A 14838-nucleotide genomic window follows, 5' to 3' on the forward strand; every position below is an offset into this window, starting at 1 on the left:
GCTCAGCAGAAGGCTAATGCCAAGGCACAGAGCAACTTTGATATTTTATCCCGATCCTTCAGGTGAGTTTCCTCAAGGTTAAAACCTCTGCCTTTCATAGCTTGAAACATGGTTTCTATTTGCAATCTTTGGAGATAATCTTCAATGGCACGCCAAGATTCAGTATTGCAAATGATCACCATTGGATCATTACCTTTCCTGATTACCACCGACCCTACGTCGTGAGCCAGCTGCTATAATAAACGTCGATAGTCATGTGTTTTGGAGGTAAAACTGATGTGTAAAAACACCATTCAGTTCCAAAAAGGCCTTGGCATTATGCAATTTCTGGCTAATTACGGCAGTGAAGAGCAGTGTGAGAACGCGCTGTCCTCTTGGCGCTGGCCAGATGGCTTCCAATGCCCGAAGTGTGGCTCCCGCAGTTTCTGCAAGCTTCACCGGAAAGCTGAATTCCAGTGCAATTGCTGCCGTTGCCAAACCTCGCTTACCAGTAACACTATCTTTGACTCAACAAAGCTGCCTCTAGCTACCTGGTTTCTGGGTATCTATCTCGTCACCCAGAATAAAGCGGGGATTTCTTGCCTGACGCTTCATCGACAACTTGGCATTTCCTACAATGCCGCATTGCGCATGAAACACAAACTCATGCAGGTCATGATGGAAAGAGATAACAGCTGGCAGTTGAGTGGTTTTGTTCAGATTGATGACGCCTATTGGGGCGGAGAGCGCCACGGAGGCCGCCGGGGCAGAGGCTCAGAGAACAAAGCCCCCTTCGTGGCCGCAGTTCAGACAGATGCTGATAACCACCCTATCTACATGAAGTTCAATGCCGTTGATAACTTCCGGCGAAAAACCATTCAGGAGTGGGCAGAACATGCCCTGAAAAAGGGTGTCCGGGCCGTCAGCGATGGCTTGTCCTGTTTCCGGGGTATTGAAGATGCCGGATGCCAGCACACAGCCATCATTACCGGTGGTGGGCATGCATCCATGGAGAATGAGTTGTTCACCTGGGTAAATACCATGCTGGGAAACGTGAAAACAGCGATTACCGGTACTTACCATAAGCTCGACCCCAAGCATCTGGGCCGTTATCTATCAGAGTTCAACTATCGGTTTAACCGGCGTTTTGATATGCCTTCAATGATCTCAAGGCTAGGTCGGGCTGCAGTCAATACAGCACCGATGCCGGATCGACTTCTCAAACTGCCAGACGTCCAGTGGAAACCGGGTTAGCCATCAACCGATAATTGAAAGTCAGTTGACGTATTAATATCATTATTTCGAATGATGATGTGGGTCTTTGCTTGTTCGGAGCGGTTATGAAACCGAATTTAGTTGATAATCTGGAGAACAAGCCGTCATGATGCCTGCTCCACCGGTAATACTGGAGAGGTTCTATTATTTCTTTACCGGGTTATAGACATAAAGAATGAAAAGCTGCACGTATATTCTTAAATTATCTTTCCCTGTGTCATGACGTACGATCAGTGGTAATCAGGTTACCTTTTTTAGAGGCCGCAAGATAGACCATTTGCCCCCACACTTTTATTGGCTGTCTGATGGCCATGGTTTCACCGGTTGTCAGTAAAAATATTCTGGTCACCGGTAATAACCGGTTTTGGTGTTTATTGGGGGCCAATGTGTTGCTGGGAACCCTGATGCAAAAAGGCCAGTTCCTATGAACCAGAAATTTCAACCAGCGCTTGCCCTTAAACTCCCTGTCCATGAGTAAACGCTGTATCGCTTGTTCAGGAAATATCTTTTGAAATTTCTGTAGCAGCTCAATGCGCTCCGCCGTATTCGAGCACCCCTTCTTGGGCAGGAGCGTCCATAAAATCGGGATAGCCATGCCCTTGTAGTTAATAGCCAGAAACTTGATTTTGAAAATCCCAAACATCCAGTTAGTTCGATCCATGCTGAGTTGCCATTTGCACTCAGGTGCAAGCAGGCCAGCGATCATCCTGGCTGTAACAGCGTCCTCAAAAACCACTTCGAGAAAGAATCGCTGAATGCGGCGGTAACAGGATGCAGTCTGTGACTTTCCGGGAAAGGTGGTTACAAGGTGTGTGAAGTTTACGGTCTGCTTTTGCAGCAGGCCCAGCACAAGATAGGCGAGGACGCTCAGTCGGCACTTGTTCCAGTTCAGATAGGTTCTAAACTGCGTGATGAGTAAGTCGGCAGGTTCCATTGTCGAGAGGAGTTTTGTGGTAAAAACCTCAAGATAGAGGATCCCGCTGACACACTTCTGATTTTTGTCGTGTACAGTGTCCGGACATATTGAAAAGCGTGAGTTTGAATATAAGCGTCACGGGACTTAGGCCCTGCTGGCAGGAATGGATGTGGTAACGGGCAAGATTATTACTTTGGTAAGAGACACCTGGACGGAACAAGATTTTGCAGGCTGGCTTGATAGCATGCTGATGAGTGATCCAACTGCTACAGGTTGGCATTTTGTCATGGATCGTCTGAATACCCATATGTCAGAGGCTGCGTTCAGGGCGGTCGCCAGAATTGAAGGTACAGCAGAAAAAGAGCTGGGAGTTAAAAAGAAATCCGGCATTCTCAAGAACATGAAAACACGGGCTGCTTACTTGAGCGATGTGTCCCACAAGGTGGTGTTCCACTATACCCCGAAGCACGCATCATGGCTGAACCAGATAGAGATATGGTTTTCGATTCTGGTGAGGCGCTTTCTGAAACGAAACAGTTTTACATCGACCGCAGACCTGAAGGCTCGTCTCCAGCAGTTTGTGGACTTCTTCAATGAGAAAATGCCCAAGCCTTTTAAGTGGACTCATAAAAGGTCGGCCATTACAGATATAATACTGTATGGGGGTTAGCGCTTGGCTGCACTAGCCGTGGCCGTTACTTCTTGACGGAAATTTGTCTGACCCATGCCCGTGGTTTTGTGTCGGTTGCACAGGACTCTCTTCCTTCCCCCTATTTCCCTCCTCAAGCTTGAGTGCTCCTTTCATACGGTTTTCTCCTATTTTTGAATAGTTTTTTGCAGTGATGCGGGCAGGTCAAATGCATCCCGGTTGGCGGCTCCATTGTCTGTGAATGTTTATCATGTCTCCGGTCTGTTTAAAAAGTTGTACAAAATTCAGCAAACAGTGTTGAAATCTTCAGGGTGAGTTAATACGATAAACATTCGGTAGGTAGTTTTCATAAACGAACTGCAGGACTTTCTACATGGACGTAGATGGCACACCGAACCTTCCTCCGGATCTCAACGAGATGAATCAGTCGCTGACCATCATCGTTACGGAGCTGGATAAACTGGACCGCCGTGGCGAAAAATGGCTGGTCATCGCACTGGATGTTATTCGCTGCCGTTATGGGCAGGAGGGCAGGCACCATGAATCACCCGGAGTAACTATTCAGCACTGAGCAAAGGCATATTACAGTAATTCCGAACAGCTCTATGAAGTGATTGATATATGTCCATTCCCTGTTTTCTGGCAGACGACAAATAGCTGCGAATCCGTGCAAACATAGAACCACCGTCTGCACTCCTGAAGCAGCCTGAGATTTTCTGCTTTAACTTGGCCATTCGAACATCCCGCTCACTGCCATTGTTATCGAAGGGAATGGTAAAATCTGACATGAAGCGCAGTGTCTCAGCCTTGAACTCAGTGAGTCGTTTGAAGAGATTGTAAGCTTTAGTATTCTTGACTTTCTTGCGCTTAAGCTCCTCTCGTTGCTTCTCCATATAGACGACTTCTTTCATTAGAGCCCGCTGAAGCAACCGGTCATAAATCTTCTCGATTCGTTCACAGACAACACTTGGCATCTGTAGCATACCTATGGTCTTAAAGCCCTTGCAGTAATGCCAGGAAAGCCTCAGTAGCTTCATCAATCGCAACGCCAGTTGATTGCTGTCCCTATCAACAACACCCAAAAGCTCCCTCAGGTGATGGGCATTGCAAAGTACGTGAGTTGCCGCATATGCAAAATAGGATTTCCAATGATCATGAACCAGAACGCCTGCAAATGTTAGCAGTATGCCCATCGTGTCCATGGCCTCACGACCTCGCTTTTCAGACAAGTAGTAGAGCGTCCATTGTTCATCCCGCATAACGTGTAGCCAGTGCAAAGAGCCCTCGGCCCGCATACCCGTTTCATCGGCTCCGGCAACAGACGATTCCCGCAAGGCGTCACGAATAACCTCTTCAGTAGAAGCCAGATTTTCATAGGTTCTGGCCACAAAATTGGCGACAGTGCCTGCACTTACACTCATTTTATAGAGAGTATTAAAATACTCTGACACGCGCTTAAAAGGCAGGAAATGGTATTGGTTAAGATAGACGGCCATAGCCTGTGTGGCTGAGCCATATTGTGCGGCAGCGGTAACACCTTCCGGGAATTCAGCCTGATTCCGACAACCACAAGTGCAGATTTTTACTTCAGCTCTATGGGCCGTTACTTCAAATTCACCCGGTCTCCCTGGTTCAAACACCTGTCGTTCAATATATTTGACCGGCTCACTATCAAGAAGAGACGCCTGACATTTATTGCATTCTTTAACCGGAAGGTACTCAATATAGTCAGGGATATCGACCTGTTTAAGACAAGTGCCCTGATGCCCTTTCTTTCCACCGGCTTTATTACCAGAAGACTGTCTCAGACTTTTAGGATTGGGTTTTTCATCCGATGGATCGGTACCTTTATCTGCGGAAAGGTCGTCAGAATGATCTGGAGAATTACTGTTTTTACAAGGTTTTTGATAACCATCAGACGATGGCGGCTTGCTGCTGTTTTGACTGTTCTTGCCAACCTTTTCTTCCAATTCTCGACATCGCTCTTCCAGACAGGCAACTCTCATCCGCAGCTCTGCATTCTCTTTCAAGAGAATCTCAGCCGACATAGTTGCGGGTAGTTCTGGAATCATGCTGGCGAATATTGTGGAAAAATGGTGCTTAAGAGGATGGTATAAAAATCAGAAAATTCCAGATTTATGTGGGGGTGCTGAACAGTTACCACCCGGAGATGGCCAGACGGCTGCAACAGGCCATGGAGTTGGCAGCCATTTCCAGCGTACCCAAACTGGCCCGTAAAACGGGCATTGACCGGGGGTATCTTTACCGGTTATCCCAGGGCGAAATTCGTACCCCTCATAAGTACCTCGATACCCTGGCGGAAGCCATGGGGGTAAGCCCTCACTGGCTGGGCGCCGGAATTGGTGAACCGTACGACCATGAACGCACGGTTCCCCGGCATCGCCGCTACTTCAGAACGGTAACGGTCGTACCAAACGAAGGCGACAGTTACGATATCGAGGCGGAAGTACCGAATATTTTCAGCAGCCACCGGCATATACCGGTGGAGGAGGAGCGGTATCGGTACCTCTATGTTCCGGAGACCAATGACTATTTTCCGGCCTACACGCTGCTGACGGTAGAGCAGGAATCGCGCCCGGGCCCAGGTTTTTTTGTTGCCTGGATCAACGGGGAGGGGCGAAAGCGACTGGGCAGTTTTGTTGCCCATTACCAGGGAATGGATTGCGTGTATAGCAAAGATCCCGATATGGAGGTGATCGGCAGAGTGAGAAACATGGACTACTGGCAGGCAGAACCCAGTGAGGAGGTGATCAGAAAGTAAAAGGGGTGATGATGGACCATGAACAATAACAACAGGGCTGTTAACACTATGCGATTAATCGATTACGACCCGGAAAAGGATGAGGTGCTGGTCGTCAAGGCCGGTCTGACCACACACCGCAAAATCCGAACCTTCATAGAAACCGGTCAGGTGGATGAATTGAACCGACAGGATCGGGCCAGGCTCCACAAGATGTTGCAAGGCCATCCGTTTGTGTTCACCGATCATTGCACCTTCGGTGGACACTCCTTCTCAGTCTCCTCACAACATACCCTGCTGCGGGTATTGCGCCTGGCGTATATGGCGGTGGTCATTCTCTGCCCCCTGGCGTTTCTCGGGCAGACTGAGTTGCTGGGTGTTATCCTGACTGGCGGATCACTGTTTTTTTCGCTGTCCTTTACGTTTCTGGATTGTATTTCAGAACTCTATGGGTATCGCCGGGCCAGAGGCTTGGTAATCGATGTCTCTGCTGTGCTGATGGTGGTCGGTCTGCTGGGACAGTGGTGGGCTGAATGGATGGGGTTGGACCCGCTGATCAGGGAACTGACCGGTAATTTTATGGCCCTGGGATGTGCCCTGTTTGTGACCGATATGATCAATATCGGGATTTTCCATAAGCTTCGCAAAAAGATGCAGAACCGAGGCTTTGTGATTCGCTCGGCTTTATCGTCTGTGATTGCCATGCTGGTTTTTGCGCCCGTAGGCGGTTTTATTCGCTTTGGTGAATTTTGGCATAATGATGCAGTGAGCGAATTGATCAAGGACACCACGTTGTCAAAGATCATCCTGTCGTTCTGTTTTCTGGTTATCGGCACGGTGATTGTGTATGGAACCCGGCAGTGGCGTCGTGAATACGTGAAGTAGGGCTTCATTATTCACTGGTCGTGTACTCAACAGGCAGAGACCCGAGCGGTAAAGTGGGGCTAAATAGTCGCCGCAAGCCAGAGTCGGGTCAGTCCATCCTTTTGCAATAGGCAATCCGGCCCTGGTGATCTGGTTATCGTCAGTGGCTACTCAATGTCGGACACACTGACCCGCTGAGACTTGGTTAATCAACCTGACCGGGCACTTCATCGAACGCTTCGATTTGTGGCTGATAGTATTGTCGTTCGATCCATTCCAGCGCCTTCTGAAAAGCCCGTTCACCGTATTTGGCACAGCTGAAACGACGGGTGTGAACGGTCTCCGATGTGTCGCCTTCCTCAAGCTGAAACCGTGCCTGCCAACCGGTTTGCCCATCCCGCAGTGTGTATTTTTCGATTTTTATCATGACTGGTGATGATTCCCTGTGTTGTGGGTTGCAGGTCTGGCGTCAGCCCGTCCTCCTGAAGGTGCGCGATTATTAACCACTTGGAAGGTGTAAGTATTGATACGTATCAATACTTATTGTTGCCAGGTTTTGACAGGGGAGTCCATGGTTGAATCGTGTTGCAGATTAATAGCTTTCCAACTCTGATATGGCCATCTGTTTCCGTTCCGGGCTGGTGTGGAGGTATTTTGCGGTGACATCCAATGACTCATGGCCCATGAGCTCCTGGATGGTGACAAGATCCACTCGAAGCTCTGCAAGGCGGGTGCCGAAGGTATGCCGCAACCCATGGAAATCGATTTTGCCGGTCAGTCCAGCCGCTTCCCTGGCTTTATACCAACGGCGGTCAATGTACTTGTGACTGGCTCTCTGGCCAGAGCTATTTGGGAAGACCAGGTCGGTGTGGCCTGTTTGGTCGAGCCAGTCTTTGAGAATGGTGGCTGATACGGCGTTTAGGGGAATGTAGCGGGTTTGTAGTGATTTGGTGCGTGCTTTCTTTTTTGGGTGGCTGTCGGAATGATCCCCCATACCCACCACGGTAATGACCCCGGACGAGAAATCAATGTCGTTTACTTTAAGCCGTCATTCAGCACTCAATCTGAGAATTTCCCTACACCGGCTAAAATGTAAAAAATTCTCAGAATGAACATGTCCAATGCATCCTCATCAGTTCCACATTCAACGTATCGATCATATGGGTTTGGTTGCCGGTATGTGCAAAGAACTCGGTATCTCTAATCATCTGGATTCCCTGGTTCCTAACCAATCTGAACACCGGAATATTTCCTTTGGCGAAACCGTAGTATCAATGCTGCTTAACGGCCTTGGGTTCACTGCCCGCACGCTTCATATGTTCCCGGAGTTTCATGCTGATAAACCGCTGGATAAACTCATCAGGCCCGGTATTAAACCCGAACACATTAACGACAGTGTACTCGGCAGAGCCCTGGATCAGCTTTTTGAACTGGATGTAAGTGAGGTCTATTTATCGCTGGCTGTCAAGGCAGTGAATGTCTTAAAACTGCCGTGCAAGGCTCTGAACCTTGACTCAACAAGCTTGCATGTGGACGGCGTTTATAACAGCGAATCTGACGTCGACGAAGAAGATATGCACTGTATCAAACTCTGTCGTGGATACAGCAGGGATCATCGACCCGAGCTCAACCAGGCAATACTGCTGATGATGACGGAAAATCAGGCCGGTATTCCCGTTTTTATGAAAGCGTCCAGTGGCAACGTAAACGACAATAAAAACTTTAAAAAAGTCATCAGCAGCCATTTGAAATCCTACCGGGAAGCCCTGAATAATCGCTACCTGATTGGTGATGCAGCACTTTATACAACAGATAACGTACAGATACTTCATCAGCAGGGCCAGCAATTTATCACCCGGGTTCCGTCAAAAATCAAAGAAGCCAGAGAACTGATTGACAGTGTCGCTTCTTGTGAAATGACACCAGTGGAGGGTGCTGAGGGCTATGAGAGTCATGAAATGCTGTCAGATCATGCGGGTGTCTCCCAGCGCTGGATTCTGGTCCGCAGCGAGCAGGCTCGAAAGAGCGAACAAAAAACACTGCTGAAAAAAATGCTAAAGAAGTCTGAGAAAGAAGCAGAAGCGCTGACCAGTAAACTGGCCAAAAAAGCCTTCAAGTGTGAAACCGACGCATTGCGTGCGTTCGATGAATGGCAGTCAAAAACTATTTAGGCTCTTTTCCAATTCCAGACTGCTATGTAACCAGCAAGTTGACTAAGGGCTGAAGAAGACTTTTGCCTCTTCGGCCAATATTATGCAAAAACTCAAAAAAGCCAAGGTAAAGGGGTAAAGCCTCTTGGGATATTCCCCTGTGAGGCCTTAGCCACGAGCGTAGAAGTGACCAAAACCCCTCCATAGTATTAACATGCACCTCGTAAATACCGTCTTTGTCATCATCACGAGCATACTCACCTTTGCCGTGACAGACCGTTTTATGTCTGAAGCCCCAGCTTTCAAGGTCATCATAGATGTTGTATTCATCGGTATAAATCTGGCTCTGTGGGGCTACGTGTTTCTTGATAAATGGTTCGATTGTCGCCTTCTTAACGTTCGACAGCATGTTGATAATGACCTGACCTCCCCTTTGAATCATTCCCAATACCGGCGGTTTGTCTTTTTCAAGAGTCCCACGGCCCGGAGCGCCTTTAAGCCTTCTTTTTCTCGGTGGACGATCCAGATTTTTTTAATGCTTCAGGGTGTCCCTTGTGACCAGCTACAATGTAGACCTCGTCGAATTCAACTTCGCCATCAAGAATCACTTCAGGCTTTCGGTCAACAACACCATTTCGTAAGACTGTGGTCATATGGTGTGCATCACTGACACACAGATCAAGTTCCTGAGCTATCTGGCTGTTGGAGACGTTCAGCCCCATTAAATAGAGACAGGCAATCCAGACTTTGAGTGGTCGGTGGTGTCCTGCGAAAACCGTATTTGTCAGGTCATCGAAGTAGCGCTTACAGGACTTACAGTAATAGTGCTGGCACTCTACCTGCACATTGTCGTGTCCATTCTTTTTGACATTCTCAGAATCACAGTGCGGACAGAGAACAGTGCCATCTGGCCAGCGGTTCTCACGGATCATCTCAAAGCAGGTGTCATTACTGATGAGATCTGAGATTCGGCCTATATTCATGGTCAATGCTGGCGATGGCTAATTATATCCACCAAGGATAGTTCAGCAGTTCGGAATTCGAAAAGAGCCACTATTTATTGTCAGGCGGAACCTGTCATTACTGAGAAACCCTGCTATACCAAGGTAGGTCGTCCGGAGAAAGGCTCTAAACCGGACAGTATTGAATATTATGTGAGCGGATATCCTTGGGTATCCGTTGACTGTCGCAAAGATGCAGAGTGTTCTCTGGGTTGCTTTGTGCTGGCGACGAATGATCTGGACGACAGTCGGCTGAGTACAGCAGAAGTGCTAAGTACTTACAAATCACAACAGTCAGTAGAGCGTGGCTTTCGGTTTTTGAAGAGCCCGGAGTTTCTGGTTTCTTCGCTGTTTTTAAAGAAACCGGAACGAATAGAAGCCTTGCTGATGGTGATGACGCTGTGTCTGTTAGTGTATGCGGCGATTCAGCATCGAATTAGGCATGAGCTAAAACGACAGAGTCGGTTTTTCCCGGACATGAAGCGGAAACCCTGCCAAAACCCGACAGCGCGTTGGGTGTTTTTCTGCTTTCAGGGTATCAACGTGCTATTGGTCGATGGACATGAAAAGCATGTGGTTGGATTACAAGAAAGGCAGTTGACTATTATTTCAATTCTTGGGCGACCGTATCAGGAAATTGTAACTATTCAGCACTGAGCAAAGGCATATTACAGTAATTCCGAACAGCTCTATGAAGTGATTGATATATGTCCATTCCCTGTTTTCTGGCAGACGACAAATAGCTGCGAATCCGTGCAAACATAGAACCACCGTCTGCACTCCTGAAGCAGCCTGAGATTTTCTGCTTTAACTTGGCCATTCGAACATCCCGCTCACTGCCATTGTTATCGAAGGGAATGGTAAAATCTGACATGAAGCGCAGTGTCTCAGCCTTGAACTCAGTGAGTCGTTTGAAGAGATTGTAAGCTTTAGTATTCTTGACTTTCTTGCGCTTAAGCTCCTCTCGTTGCTTCTCCATATAGACGACTTCTTTCATTAGAGCCCGCTGAAGCAACCGGTCATAAATCTTCTCGATTCGTTCACAGACAACACTTGGCATCTGTAGCATACCTATGGTCTTAAAGCCCTTGCAGTAATGCCAGGAAAGCCTCAGTAGCTTCATCAATCGCAACGCCAGTTGATTGCTGTCCCTATCAACAACACCCAAAAGCTCCCTCAGGTGATGGGCATTGCAAAGTACGTGAGTTGCCGCATATGCAAAATAGGATTTCCAATGATCATGAACCAGAACGCCTGCAAATGTTAGCAGTATGCCCATCGTGTCCATGGCCTCACGACCTCGCTTTTCAGACAAGTAGTAGAGCGTCCATTGTTCATCCCGCATAATAACGTGTAGCCAGTGCAAAGAGCCCTCGGCCCGCATACCCGTTTCATCGGCTCCGGCAACAGACGATTCCCGCAAGGCGTCACGAATAACCTCTTCAGTAGAAGCCAGATTTTCATAGGTTCTGGCCACAAAATTGGCGACAGTGCCTGCACTTACACTCATTTTATAGAGAGTATTAAAATACTCTGACACGCGCTTAAAAGGCAGGAAATGGTATTGGTTAAGATAGACGGCCATAGCCTGTGTGGCTGAGCCATATTGTGCGGCAGCGGTAACACCTTCCGGGAATTCAGCCTGATTCCGACAACCACAAGTGCAGATTTTTACTTCAGCTCTATGGGCCGTTACTTCAAATTCACCCGGTCTCCCTGGTTCAAACACCTGTCGTTCAATATATTTGACCGGCTCACTATCAAGAAGAGACGCCTGACATTGGCTAAGTTACCGTTAATGGTTGAATCAGCTAAACTCCCATAAAATCTACGTTGTAGGGGAGTGATATGCAATCTGAACTCTTCCAGAATTTTATTGATTCCATTTCAACATTAACCAGTGAACAGCGAGACATTCTTAACAACTCGCTCCTTAGTACTCAAATAGAGGTTACCGAGGTAGTAGAAACCACTGACTCTGAACCTGTTTACAGTGAATCTATACCCAATAACGATAATGCAACACCTGACGTAGAAAAGAGCATACTTGCCCAATTTGCCGAAAACCCCAGGTGCCCCAAATGCAAAAGCCATAGCGTTGGTCGCTGGGGCATACGAAATGGCCGACAGCGCTACCACTGCAAGACTTGCGACTCAACGTTTAACGCCTTTAGTGGAACGCCTTTGGCAAGGCTCAGGCACCCTGAAAAATGGAACAAGTACCTCGCAGGTATGACTCACTCTATGGTCTTGCGACCAGCTGCTGCTGAGAATGCCATTGACTTGAAAACTGCGTTCCGCTGGCGTCACCGCTTTCTTGAAGTGATTAATAATGATCAAGCAGAAGAGCTTTGTGGCATTACTGAGCTTGATGAAACATTTTTCCGTGAATCCTTCAAAGGGCAAAGAGAAGGCCTTCCACGGCCAACCCGAAAGCGGGGTAATGATCCCAACAAAGCCCGAAAAGTCCCGGTAATGGTGGCTCGGGACCGTAATCGAAATACCGTTGACGGTGTATTAGAAAACGAAAGTGCTAATGAATTGTGCAGGCATTTAAATGGCCGCATATCGATACAGGCCACGGTCTGTGCGGATGCACACCTCGCTCACGAAAAACTTGCTGACAAGCTTGGATTTGTCTTCAAGGAGCTGGTGACATCAGCAGGTCAACATGTTGTTGAAGGCATCTACCACATCCAGACTGTAAATTCTTATCACAGTCATTTAAAACGCTGGATTGGCGGCGTATTCCAAGGGGTTGCAACTCGTTACCTTCCCCATTATCTGGCCTGGAGGCGAGAACTGACGGCAGCAAAAAAATTAACTGTTGGCCGGTTGATCAGCAGAATTACTGAACATTGGTGCTTCCAACCATTAACGGTAACTTAGCCCCTGACATTTATTGCATTCTTTAACCGGAAGGTACTCAATATAGTCAGGGATATCGACCTGTTTAAGACAAGTGCCCTGATGCCCTTTCTTTCCACCGGCTTTATTACCAGAAGACTGTCTCAGACTTTTAGGATTGGGTTTTTCATCCGATGGATCGGTACCTTTATCTGCGGAAAGGTCGTCAGAATGATCTGGAGAATTACTGTTTTTACAAGGTTTTTGATAACCATCAGACGATGGCGGCTTGCTGCTGTTTTGACTGTTCTTGCCAACCTTTTCTTCCAATTCTCGACATCGCTCTTCCAGACAGGCAACTCTCATCCGCAGCTCTGCATTCTCTTTCAAGAGAATCTCAGCCGACATAGTTGCGGGTAGTTCTGGAATCATGCTGGCGAATATTGTGGAAAAATGGTGCTTAAGAGGATGGTATAAAAATCAGAAAATTCCAGATTTATGTGGGGGTGCTGAACAGTTACAGGAAATTTATTCCTGATACGGGTGCTGAATGACGGTTTAAGGTTGAGCAATTCACCTTTGCGCATGCCGGTGTGGATGGCCACCATGACTAATGGCCGGAGCATATCGGCAAACTTGCCTTCGTACTGGTTATCCAGTTCCCGACGGTACTCGTCGTATTGATCCAGACCGGCCATGAGTTTTTTCTCATAGTCACGGGTCAGGTATTTGATCTTTTTGCTCTTGTCCTCTTTGAGCCGTTTGACTTCGGACATCGGGGTTTTCTCCAGATAGCCAGCCGCGACGGCTTTGGTCAGAATGCCCCGAAGATCGTTCATAATCCGGTTGCCACCCGTGGGGGCGCCGGGGTAATTGTTGAGCCACTTGCTCATATCAAAGGCGGTAATCTGGGACATGGGCTTATCAAGCCACTTTGCGAAATGACGTTTGATGTTTTTCTCGGCTTCGTCCGCCGTTACCTCAGGGGTGACGCTTCTGAAGTCGCCTTCAATAAAAGCCCGCAGGGTATTTTGTCGGTTTTTTTCAATCGCCTTGCGACGCTCTCGCTTTTGTTCCTGCGGGTCGTTCCCCGTTGCTACATCCCCAGAAGCTGCTCTTGCCATTGTCCGGGCCTGTTCGACGGTAATCTCCCCATGCTTGCCAAGGGGGTGTTTTCGGTTGGTTCCGGTAACGGGGGATTTGTATTCGTAGTAGAAGTATTTGCCGGTTTTCTTTAACTGGCAGGAGAACCCTCGGATCTCATTGTCCCTGAGGGCTTTCTCCCCCATTTTTGATACACTGCTTTCAGTGATTTTCTTGATCATCTCCATCAACCCCAATCATTGCTCATTGATTCGGAATAGATTCGGACTCAGTCTGCCGAAACGGTATTGCAACTTTCTGGTATGATCTTACTAATTAGCTCAGAGTGCCATATATATCAAGGGGTATAGGGTTGTTCGTTATTGGTAATATGGTACCTAATAGCAGGGTTTCTACGATTTTCCCTCTCCATGTGAGAGTAGGTCATCTTCAGGCACACAATACGAAAACAGGATAGCCATGCTATTTTTTATTAATTTTTTCGAATAAAAAGAACATATACTCTTGATTTGATAGTTGTCTAATCAGTTAATTAAAATTTTACCCGTCCTTAAGTTAGTTTAAAGCAGTTCACAATGCCCTTTACTCCGTGTCAGATAACTGCCCTTCAGAAAAACTGATATGGCAAGCCTTTTCCGGATACTTTTTTCGCTGCCTTGACAAGTTTTTGATCGCACCTGAACGATCCCAGTTAGCCATTAGTCGTGTGCTTTCTCTGATGGTTATAAATCACTTCAATATACTCAAAGATGGTAAATCTCTGTTTAAAAGCACGATCTCAGGTATGAAGGCACTAAGAGGTACTTTAAACTTGGCCAGGGGATCGAAGAAGTGCAGCTGTCTACAGGTTATGCAGACCTTGCCTCACTACAAAGATACATACAAAAAACACGCAGGACGTTATAGACGCAAAAGTGTTGAAAAATAAACAAGTCTGAAGTAGTATCAAGACCGCTTCAAGGGGATGTTATGCTTCTGTAGTGTAATGGATAACACGCAGCCCTCCGGAGGCTGAAATATAGGTTCGATTCCTATCAGAAGCGCCACTATCATTCATCCGATTTTTGCCATTCATTAATTTCTTTTCTCTCTTTTCTTATCGTTCAAGCAGATAATTAACAACTGCTGGAATATCTGACAATTTGAATTTCCTGTTTTTTATGGTTGGTATTGGAAAATTTCCGATTGTAATAGTGTTTTTATTCTCTGGTCTGCCATTCCTCATTCAATCGATAACTCTTTAATATTAAGAAAACACTTATTCTTATACTCGACTTTAGAGTCTGTATAAA

The 14838-nt window shown here is 47.2% G+C and carries 16 protein-coding genes, 1 tRNA gene and 2 pseudogenes; 10 read left to right on the forward strand and 9 right to left on the reverse strand.

All coding sequences use genetic code 11. The features are described 5' to 3' along the window. The first annotated feature begins 276 nt into the window (after positions 1-276). On the forward strand, positions 277-1233 hold the full coding sequence (locus MJO57_RS07960) for an IS1595 family transposase (protein WP_252017306.1): 957 nt from the start codon (positions 277-279) through the stop codon (positions 1231-1233). A gap of 238 nt (positions 1234-1471) precedes the next feature. Here MJO57_RS07960 and MJO57_RS07965 read toward each other — a convergent pair whose 3' ends face one another. Continuing rightward, positions 1472-1849, reverse strand: coding sequence for a hypothetical protein (locus tag MJO57_RS07965; RefSeq protein WP_252024303.1), 378 nt, complete (start codon positions 1847-1849; stop codon positions 1472-1474). A gap of 484 nt (positions 1850-2333) precedes the next feature. Between MJO57_RS07965 and MJO57_RS07970 the strand changes: the two genes are divergently transcribed. Both MJO57_RS07970 and MJO57_RS07975 read left to right on the forward strand, forming a co-directional pair. Further along, positions 2334-2840: a transposase gene (locus MJO57_RS07970; protein ID WP_371924802.1), complete on the forward strand. Its 507-nt coding sequence runs from the start codon at positions 2334-2336 to the stop codon at positions 2838-2840. Positions 2841-3192: 352 nt separating this feature from the next. Next, positions 3193-3390 carry a hypothetical protein gene (locus tag MJO57_RS07975; RefSeq protein WP_252024304.1) on the forward strand — a complete coding sequence of 66 codons (198 nt, stop codon included), beginning with the start codon at positions 3193-3195 and terminating at the stop codon, positions 3388-3390. On the opposite strand, the gene MJO57_RS07980 is transcribed toward MJO57_RS07975, so the two are convergent. Continuing rightward, entirely contained in the window at positions 3377-4891 is a 1515-nt protein-coding gene (locus MJO57_RS07980; RefSeq protein WP_252017330.1) for an IS66 family transposase, read from the reverse strand. The genes MJO57_RS07975 and MJO57_RS07980 overlap by 14 nt on opposite strands. Here MJO57_RS07980 and MJO57_RS07985 point away from each other — a divergent pair. The 3 genes from MJO57_RS07985 to MJO57_RS07995 are packed head-to-tail and all read left to right on the forward strand — an operon-like array spanning position 4890 to position 6465. Next, positions 4890-5057: a hypothetical protein gene (locus MJO57_RS07985; protein WP_252024306.1), complete on the forward strand. Its 168-nt coding sequence runs from the start codon at positions 4890-4892 to the stop codon at positions 5055-5057. The two genes, MJO57_RS07980 and MJO57_RS07985, sit on opposite strands and share 2 nt — an antisense overlap. Further along, entirely contained in the window at positions 5014-5601 is a 588-nt protein-coding gene (locus tag MJO57_RS07990; protein ID WP_252026983.1) for a helix-turn-helix domain-containing protein, read from the forward strand. Before MJO57_RS07985 ends, MJO57_RS07990 begins: the two co-directional genes overlap by 44 nt. A gap of 18 nt (positions 5602-5619) precedes the next feature. Beyond that, positions 5620-6465 (forward strand): VUT family protein, encoded by an 846-nt coding sequence (locus tag MJO57_RS07995; RefSeq protein WP_252024308.1) that lies wholly within the window; start codon positions 5620-5622, stop codon positions 6463-6465. A 184-nt stretch (positions 6466-6649) separates the two neighbouring features. Here MJO57_RS07995 and MJO57_RS08000 read toward each other — a convergent pair whose 3' ends face one another. Both MJO57_RS08000 and MJO57_RS08005 read right to left on the reverse strand, forming a co-directional pair. Next, positions 6650-6871, reverse strand: a complete 222-nt coding sequence (locus MJO57_RS08000; protein WP_252024313.1) for a hypothetical protein — start codon at positions 6869-6871, stop codon at positions 6650-6652. 165 nt (positions 6872-7036) lie between these two features. Further along, positions 7037-7480, reverse strand: a pseudogene (locus tag MJO57_RS08005) (tyrosine-type recombinase/integrase); the annotation flags it as partial. Positions 7481-7565: 85 nt separating this feature from the next. On the opposite strand from MJO57_RS08005, the gene MJO57_RS08010 reads away from it, so the two are divergent. Beyond that, complete coding sequence (locus MJO57_RS08010) at positions 7566-8615, forward strand: IS1634 family transposase (RefSeq protein WP_252024314.1); 1050 nt, start codon at positions 7566-7568, stop codon at positions 8613-8615. Positions 8616-8637: 22 nt separating this feature from the next. Here the strand turns inward: MJO57_RS08010 and MJO57_RS08015 are convergent, their stop codons facing one another. Then, a complete protein-coding gene (locus MJO57_RS08015; RefSeq protein WP_252026893.1) occupies positions 8638-9120 on the reverse strand; it encodes an IS1595 family transposase in 483 nt (160 codons plus the stop codon). Beyond that, positions 9089-9577, reverse strand: coding sequence for a transposase (locus MJO57_RS08020; RefSeq protein WP_252018121.1), 489 nt, complete (start codon positions 9575-9577; stop codon positions 9089-9091). The genes MJO57_RS08015 and MJO57_RS08020 overlap by 32 nt, the downstream gene beginning before the upstream one ends. A 24-nt stretch (positions 9578-9601) precedes the next feature. Between MJO57_RS08020 and MJO57_RS08025 the strand changes: the two genes are divergently transcribed. Next, complete coding sequence (locus MJO57_RS08025; RefSeq protein ID WP_252026985.1) at positions 9602-10252, forward strand: IS1634 family transposase; 651 nt, start codon at positions 9602-9604, stop codon at positions 10250-10252. Here the strand turns inward: MJO57_RS08025 and MJO57_RS08030 are convergent. Then, positions 10239-11366 (reverse strand): annotated as a pseudogene (locus MJO57_RS08030) (IS66 family transposase); the annotation flags it as partial. The gene MJO57_RS08025 and the pseudogene MJO57_RS08030 sit on opposite strands and share 14 nt — an antisense overlap. Positions 11367-11443: 77 nt before the next feature. On the opposite strand from MJO57_RS08030, the gene MJO57_RS08035 reads away from it, so the two are divergent. Then, positions 11444-12484, forward strand: coding sequence for an IS1595 family transposase (locus MJO57_RS08035; RefSeq protein WP_252017335.1), 1041 nt, complete (start codon positions 11444-11446; stop codon positions 12482-12484). Here the strand turns inward: MJO57_RS08035 and MJO57_RS08040 are convergent. Both MJO57_RS08040 and MJO57_RS08045 read right to left on the reverse strand, forming a co-directional pair. Further along, on the reverse strand, positions 12470-12874 hold the full coding sequence (locus MJO57_RS08040) for a DUF6444 domain-containing protein (protein WP_252024316.1): 405 nt from the start codon (positions 12872-12874) through the stop codon (positions 12470-12472). The two genes, MJO57_RS08035 and MJO57_RS08040, sit on opposite strands and share 15 nt — an antisense overlap. After that, entirely contained in the window at positions 12871-13767 is an 897-nt protein-coding gene (locus MJO57_RS08045; protein WP_252024333.1) for an integrase arm-type DNA-binding domain-containing protein, read from the reverse strand. The genes MJO57_RS08040 and MJO57_RS08045 overlap by 4 nt, the downstream gene beginning before the upstream one ends. 750 nt (positions 13768-14517) lie before the next feature. Here MJO57_RS08045 and MJO57_RS08050 point away from each other — a divergent pair. Next, a tRNA-Arg gene (locus MJO57_RS08050) sits at positions 14518-14592 on the forward strand. The last annotated feature ends 246 nt before the right edge of the window (positions 14593-14838 follow it).

It is taken from the genome of Endozoicomonas sp. SCSIO W0465 (genome assembly GCF_023716865.1).
GTDB lineage: Bacteria > Pseudomonadota > Gammaproteobacteria > Pseudomonadales > Endozoicomonadaceae > Endozoicomonas.

Excerpts from the sequence above, each read along its gene's own strand:
- MJO57_RS07975 (WP_252024304.1), top strand. The coding sequence starts at position 3,193 with ATGGACGTAGATGGCACACCGAACCTTCCTCCGGATCTCAACGAGATG.
- MJO57_RS07960 (WP_252017306.1), top strand. The coding sequence starts at position 277 with ATGTGTAAAAACACCATTCAGTTCCAAAAAGGCCTTGGCATTATGCAA.
- MJO57_RS07995 (WP_252024308.1), top strand. The coding sequence starts at position 5,620 with ATGAACAATAACAACAGGGCTGTTAACACTATGCGATTAATCGATTAC.
- MJO57_RS08000 (WP_252024313.1), bottom strand. The coding sequence starts at position 6,871 with ATGATAAAAATCGAAAAATACACACTGCGGGATGGGCAAACCGGTTGG.
- MJO57_RS07990 (WP_252026983.1), top strand. The coding sequence starts at position 5,014 with ATGGAGTTGGCAGCCATTTCCAGCGTACCCAAACTGGCCCGTAAAACG.
- MJO57_RS07985 (WP_252024306.1), top strand. The coding sequence starts at position 4,890 with ATGCTGGCGAATATTGTGGAAAAATGGTGCTTAAGAGGATGGTATAAA.
- MJO57_RS08010 (WP_252024314.1), top strand. The coding sequence starts at position 7,566 with ATGCATCCTCATCAGTTCCACATTCAACGTATCGATCATATGGGTTTG.
- MJO57_RS07980 (WP_252017330.1), bottom strand. The coding sequence starts at position 4,891 with ATGATTCCAGAACTACCCGCAACTATGTCGGCTGAGATTCTCTTGAAA.
- MJO57_RS08040 (WP_252024316.1), bottom strand. The coding sequence starts at position 12,874 with ATGATTCCAGAACTACCCGCAACTATGTCGGCTGAGATTCTCTTGAAA.
- MJO57_RS08020 (WP_252018121.1), bottom strand. The coding sequence starts at position 9,577 with ATGAATATAGGCCGAATCTCAGATCTCATCAGTAATGACACCTGCTTT.
- MJO57_RS07970 (WP_371924802.1), top strand. The coding sequence starts at position 2,334 with ATGGATGTGGTAACGGGCAAGATTATTACTTTGGTAAGAGACACCTGG.
- MJO57_RS07965 (WP_252024303.1), bottom strand. The coding sequence starts at position 1,849 with ATGGCTATCCCGATTTTATGGACGCTCCTGCCCAAGAAGGGGTGCTCG.
- MJO57_RS08045 (WP_252024333.1), bottom strand. The coding sequence starts at position 13,767 with ATGATCAAGAAAATCACTGAAAGCAGTGTATCAAAAATGGGGGAGAAA.
- MJO57_RS08035 (WP_252017335.1), top strand. The coding sequence starts at position 11,444 with ATGCAATCTGAACTCTTCCAGAATTTTATTGATTCCATTTCAACATTA.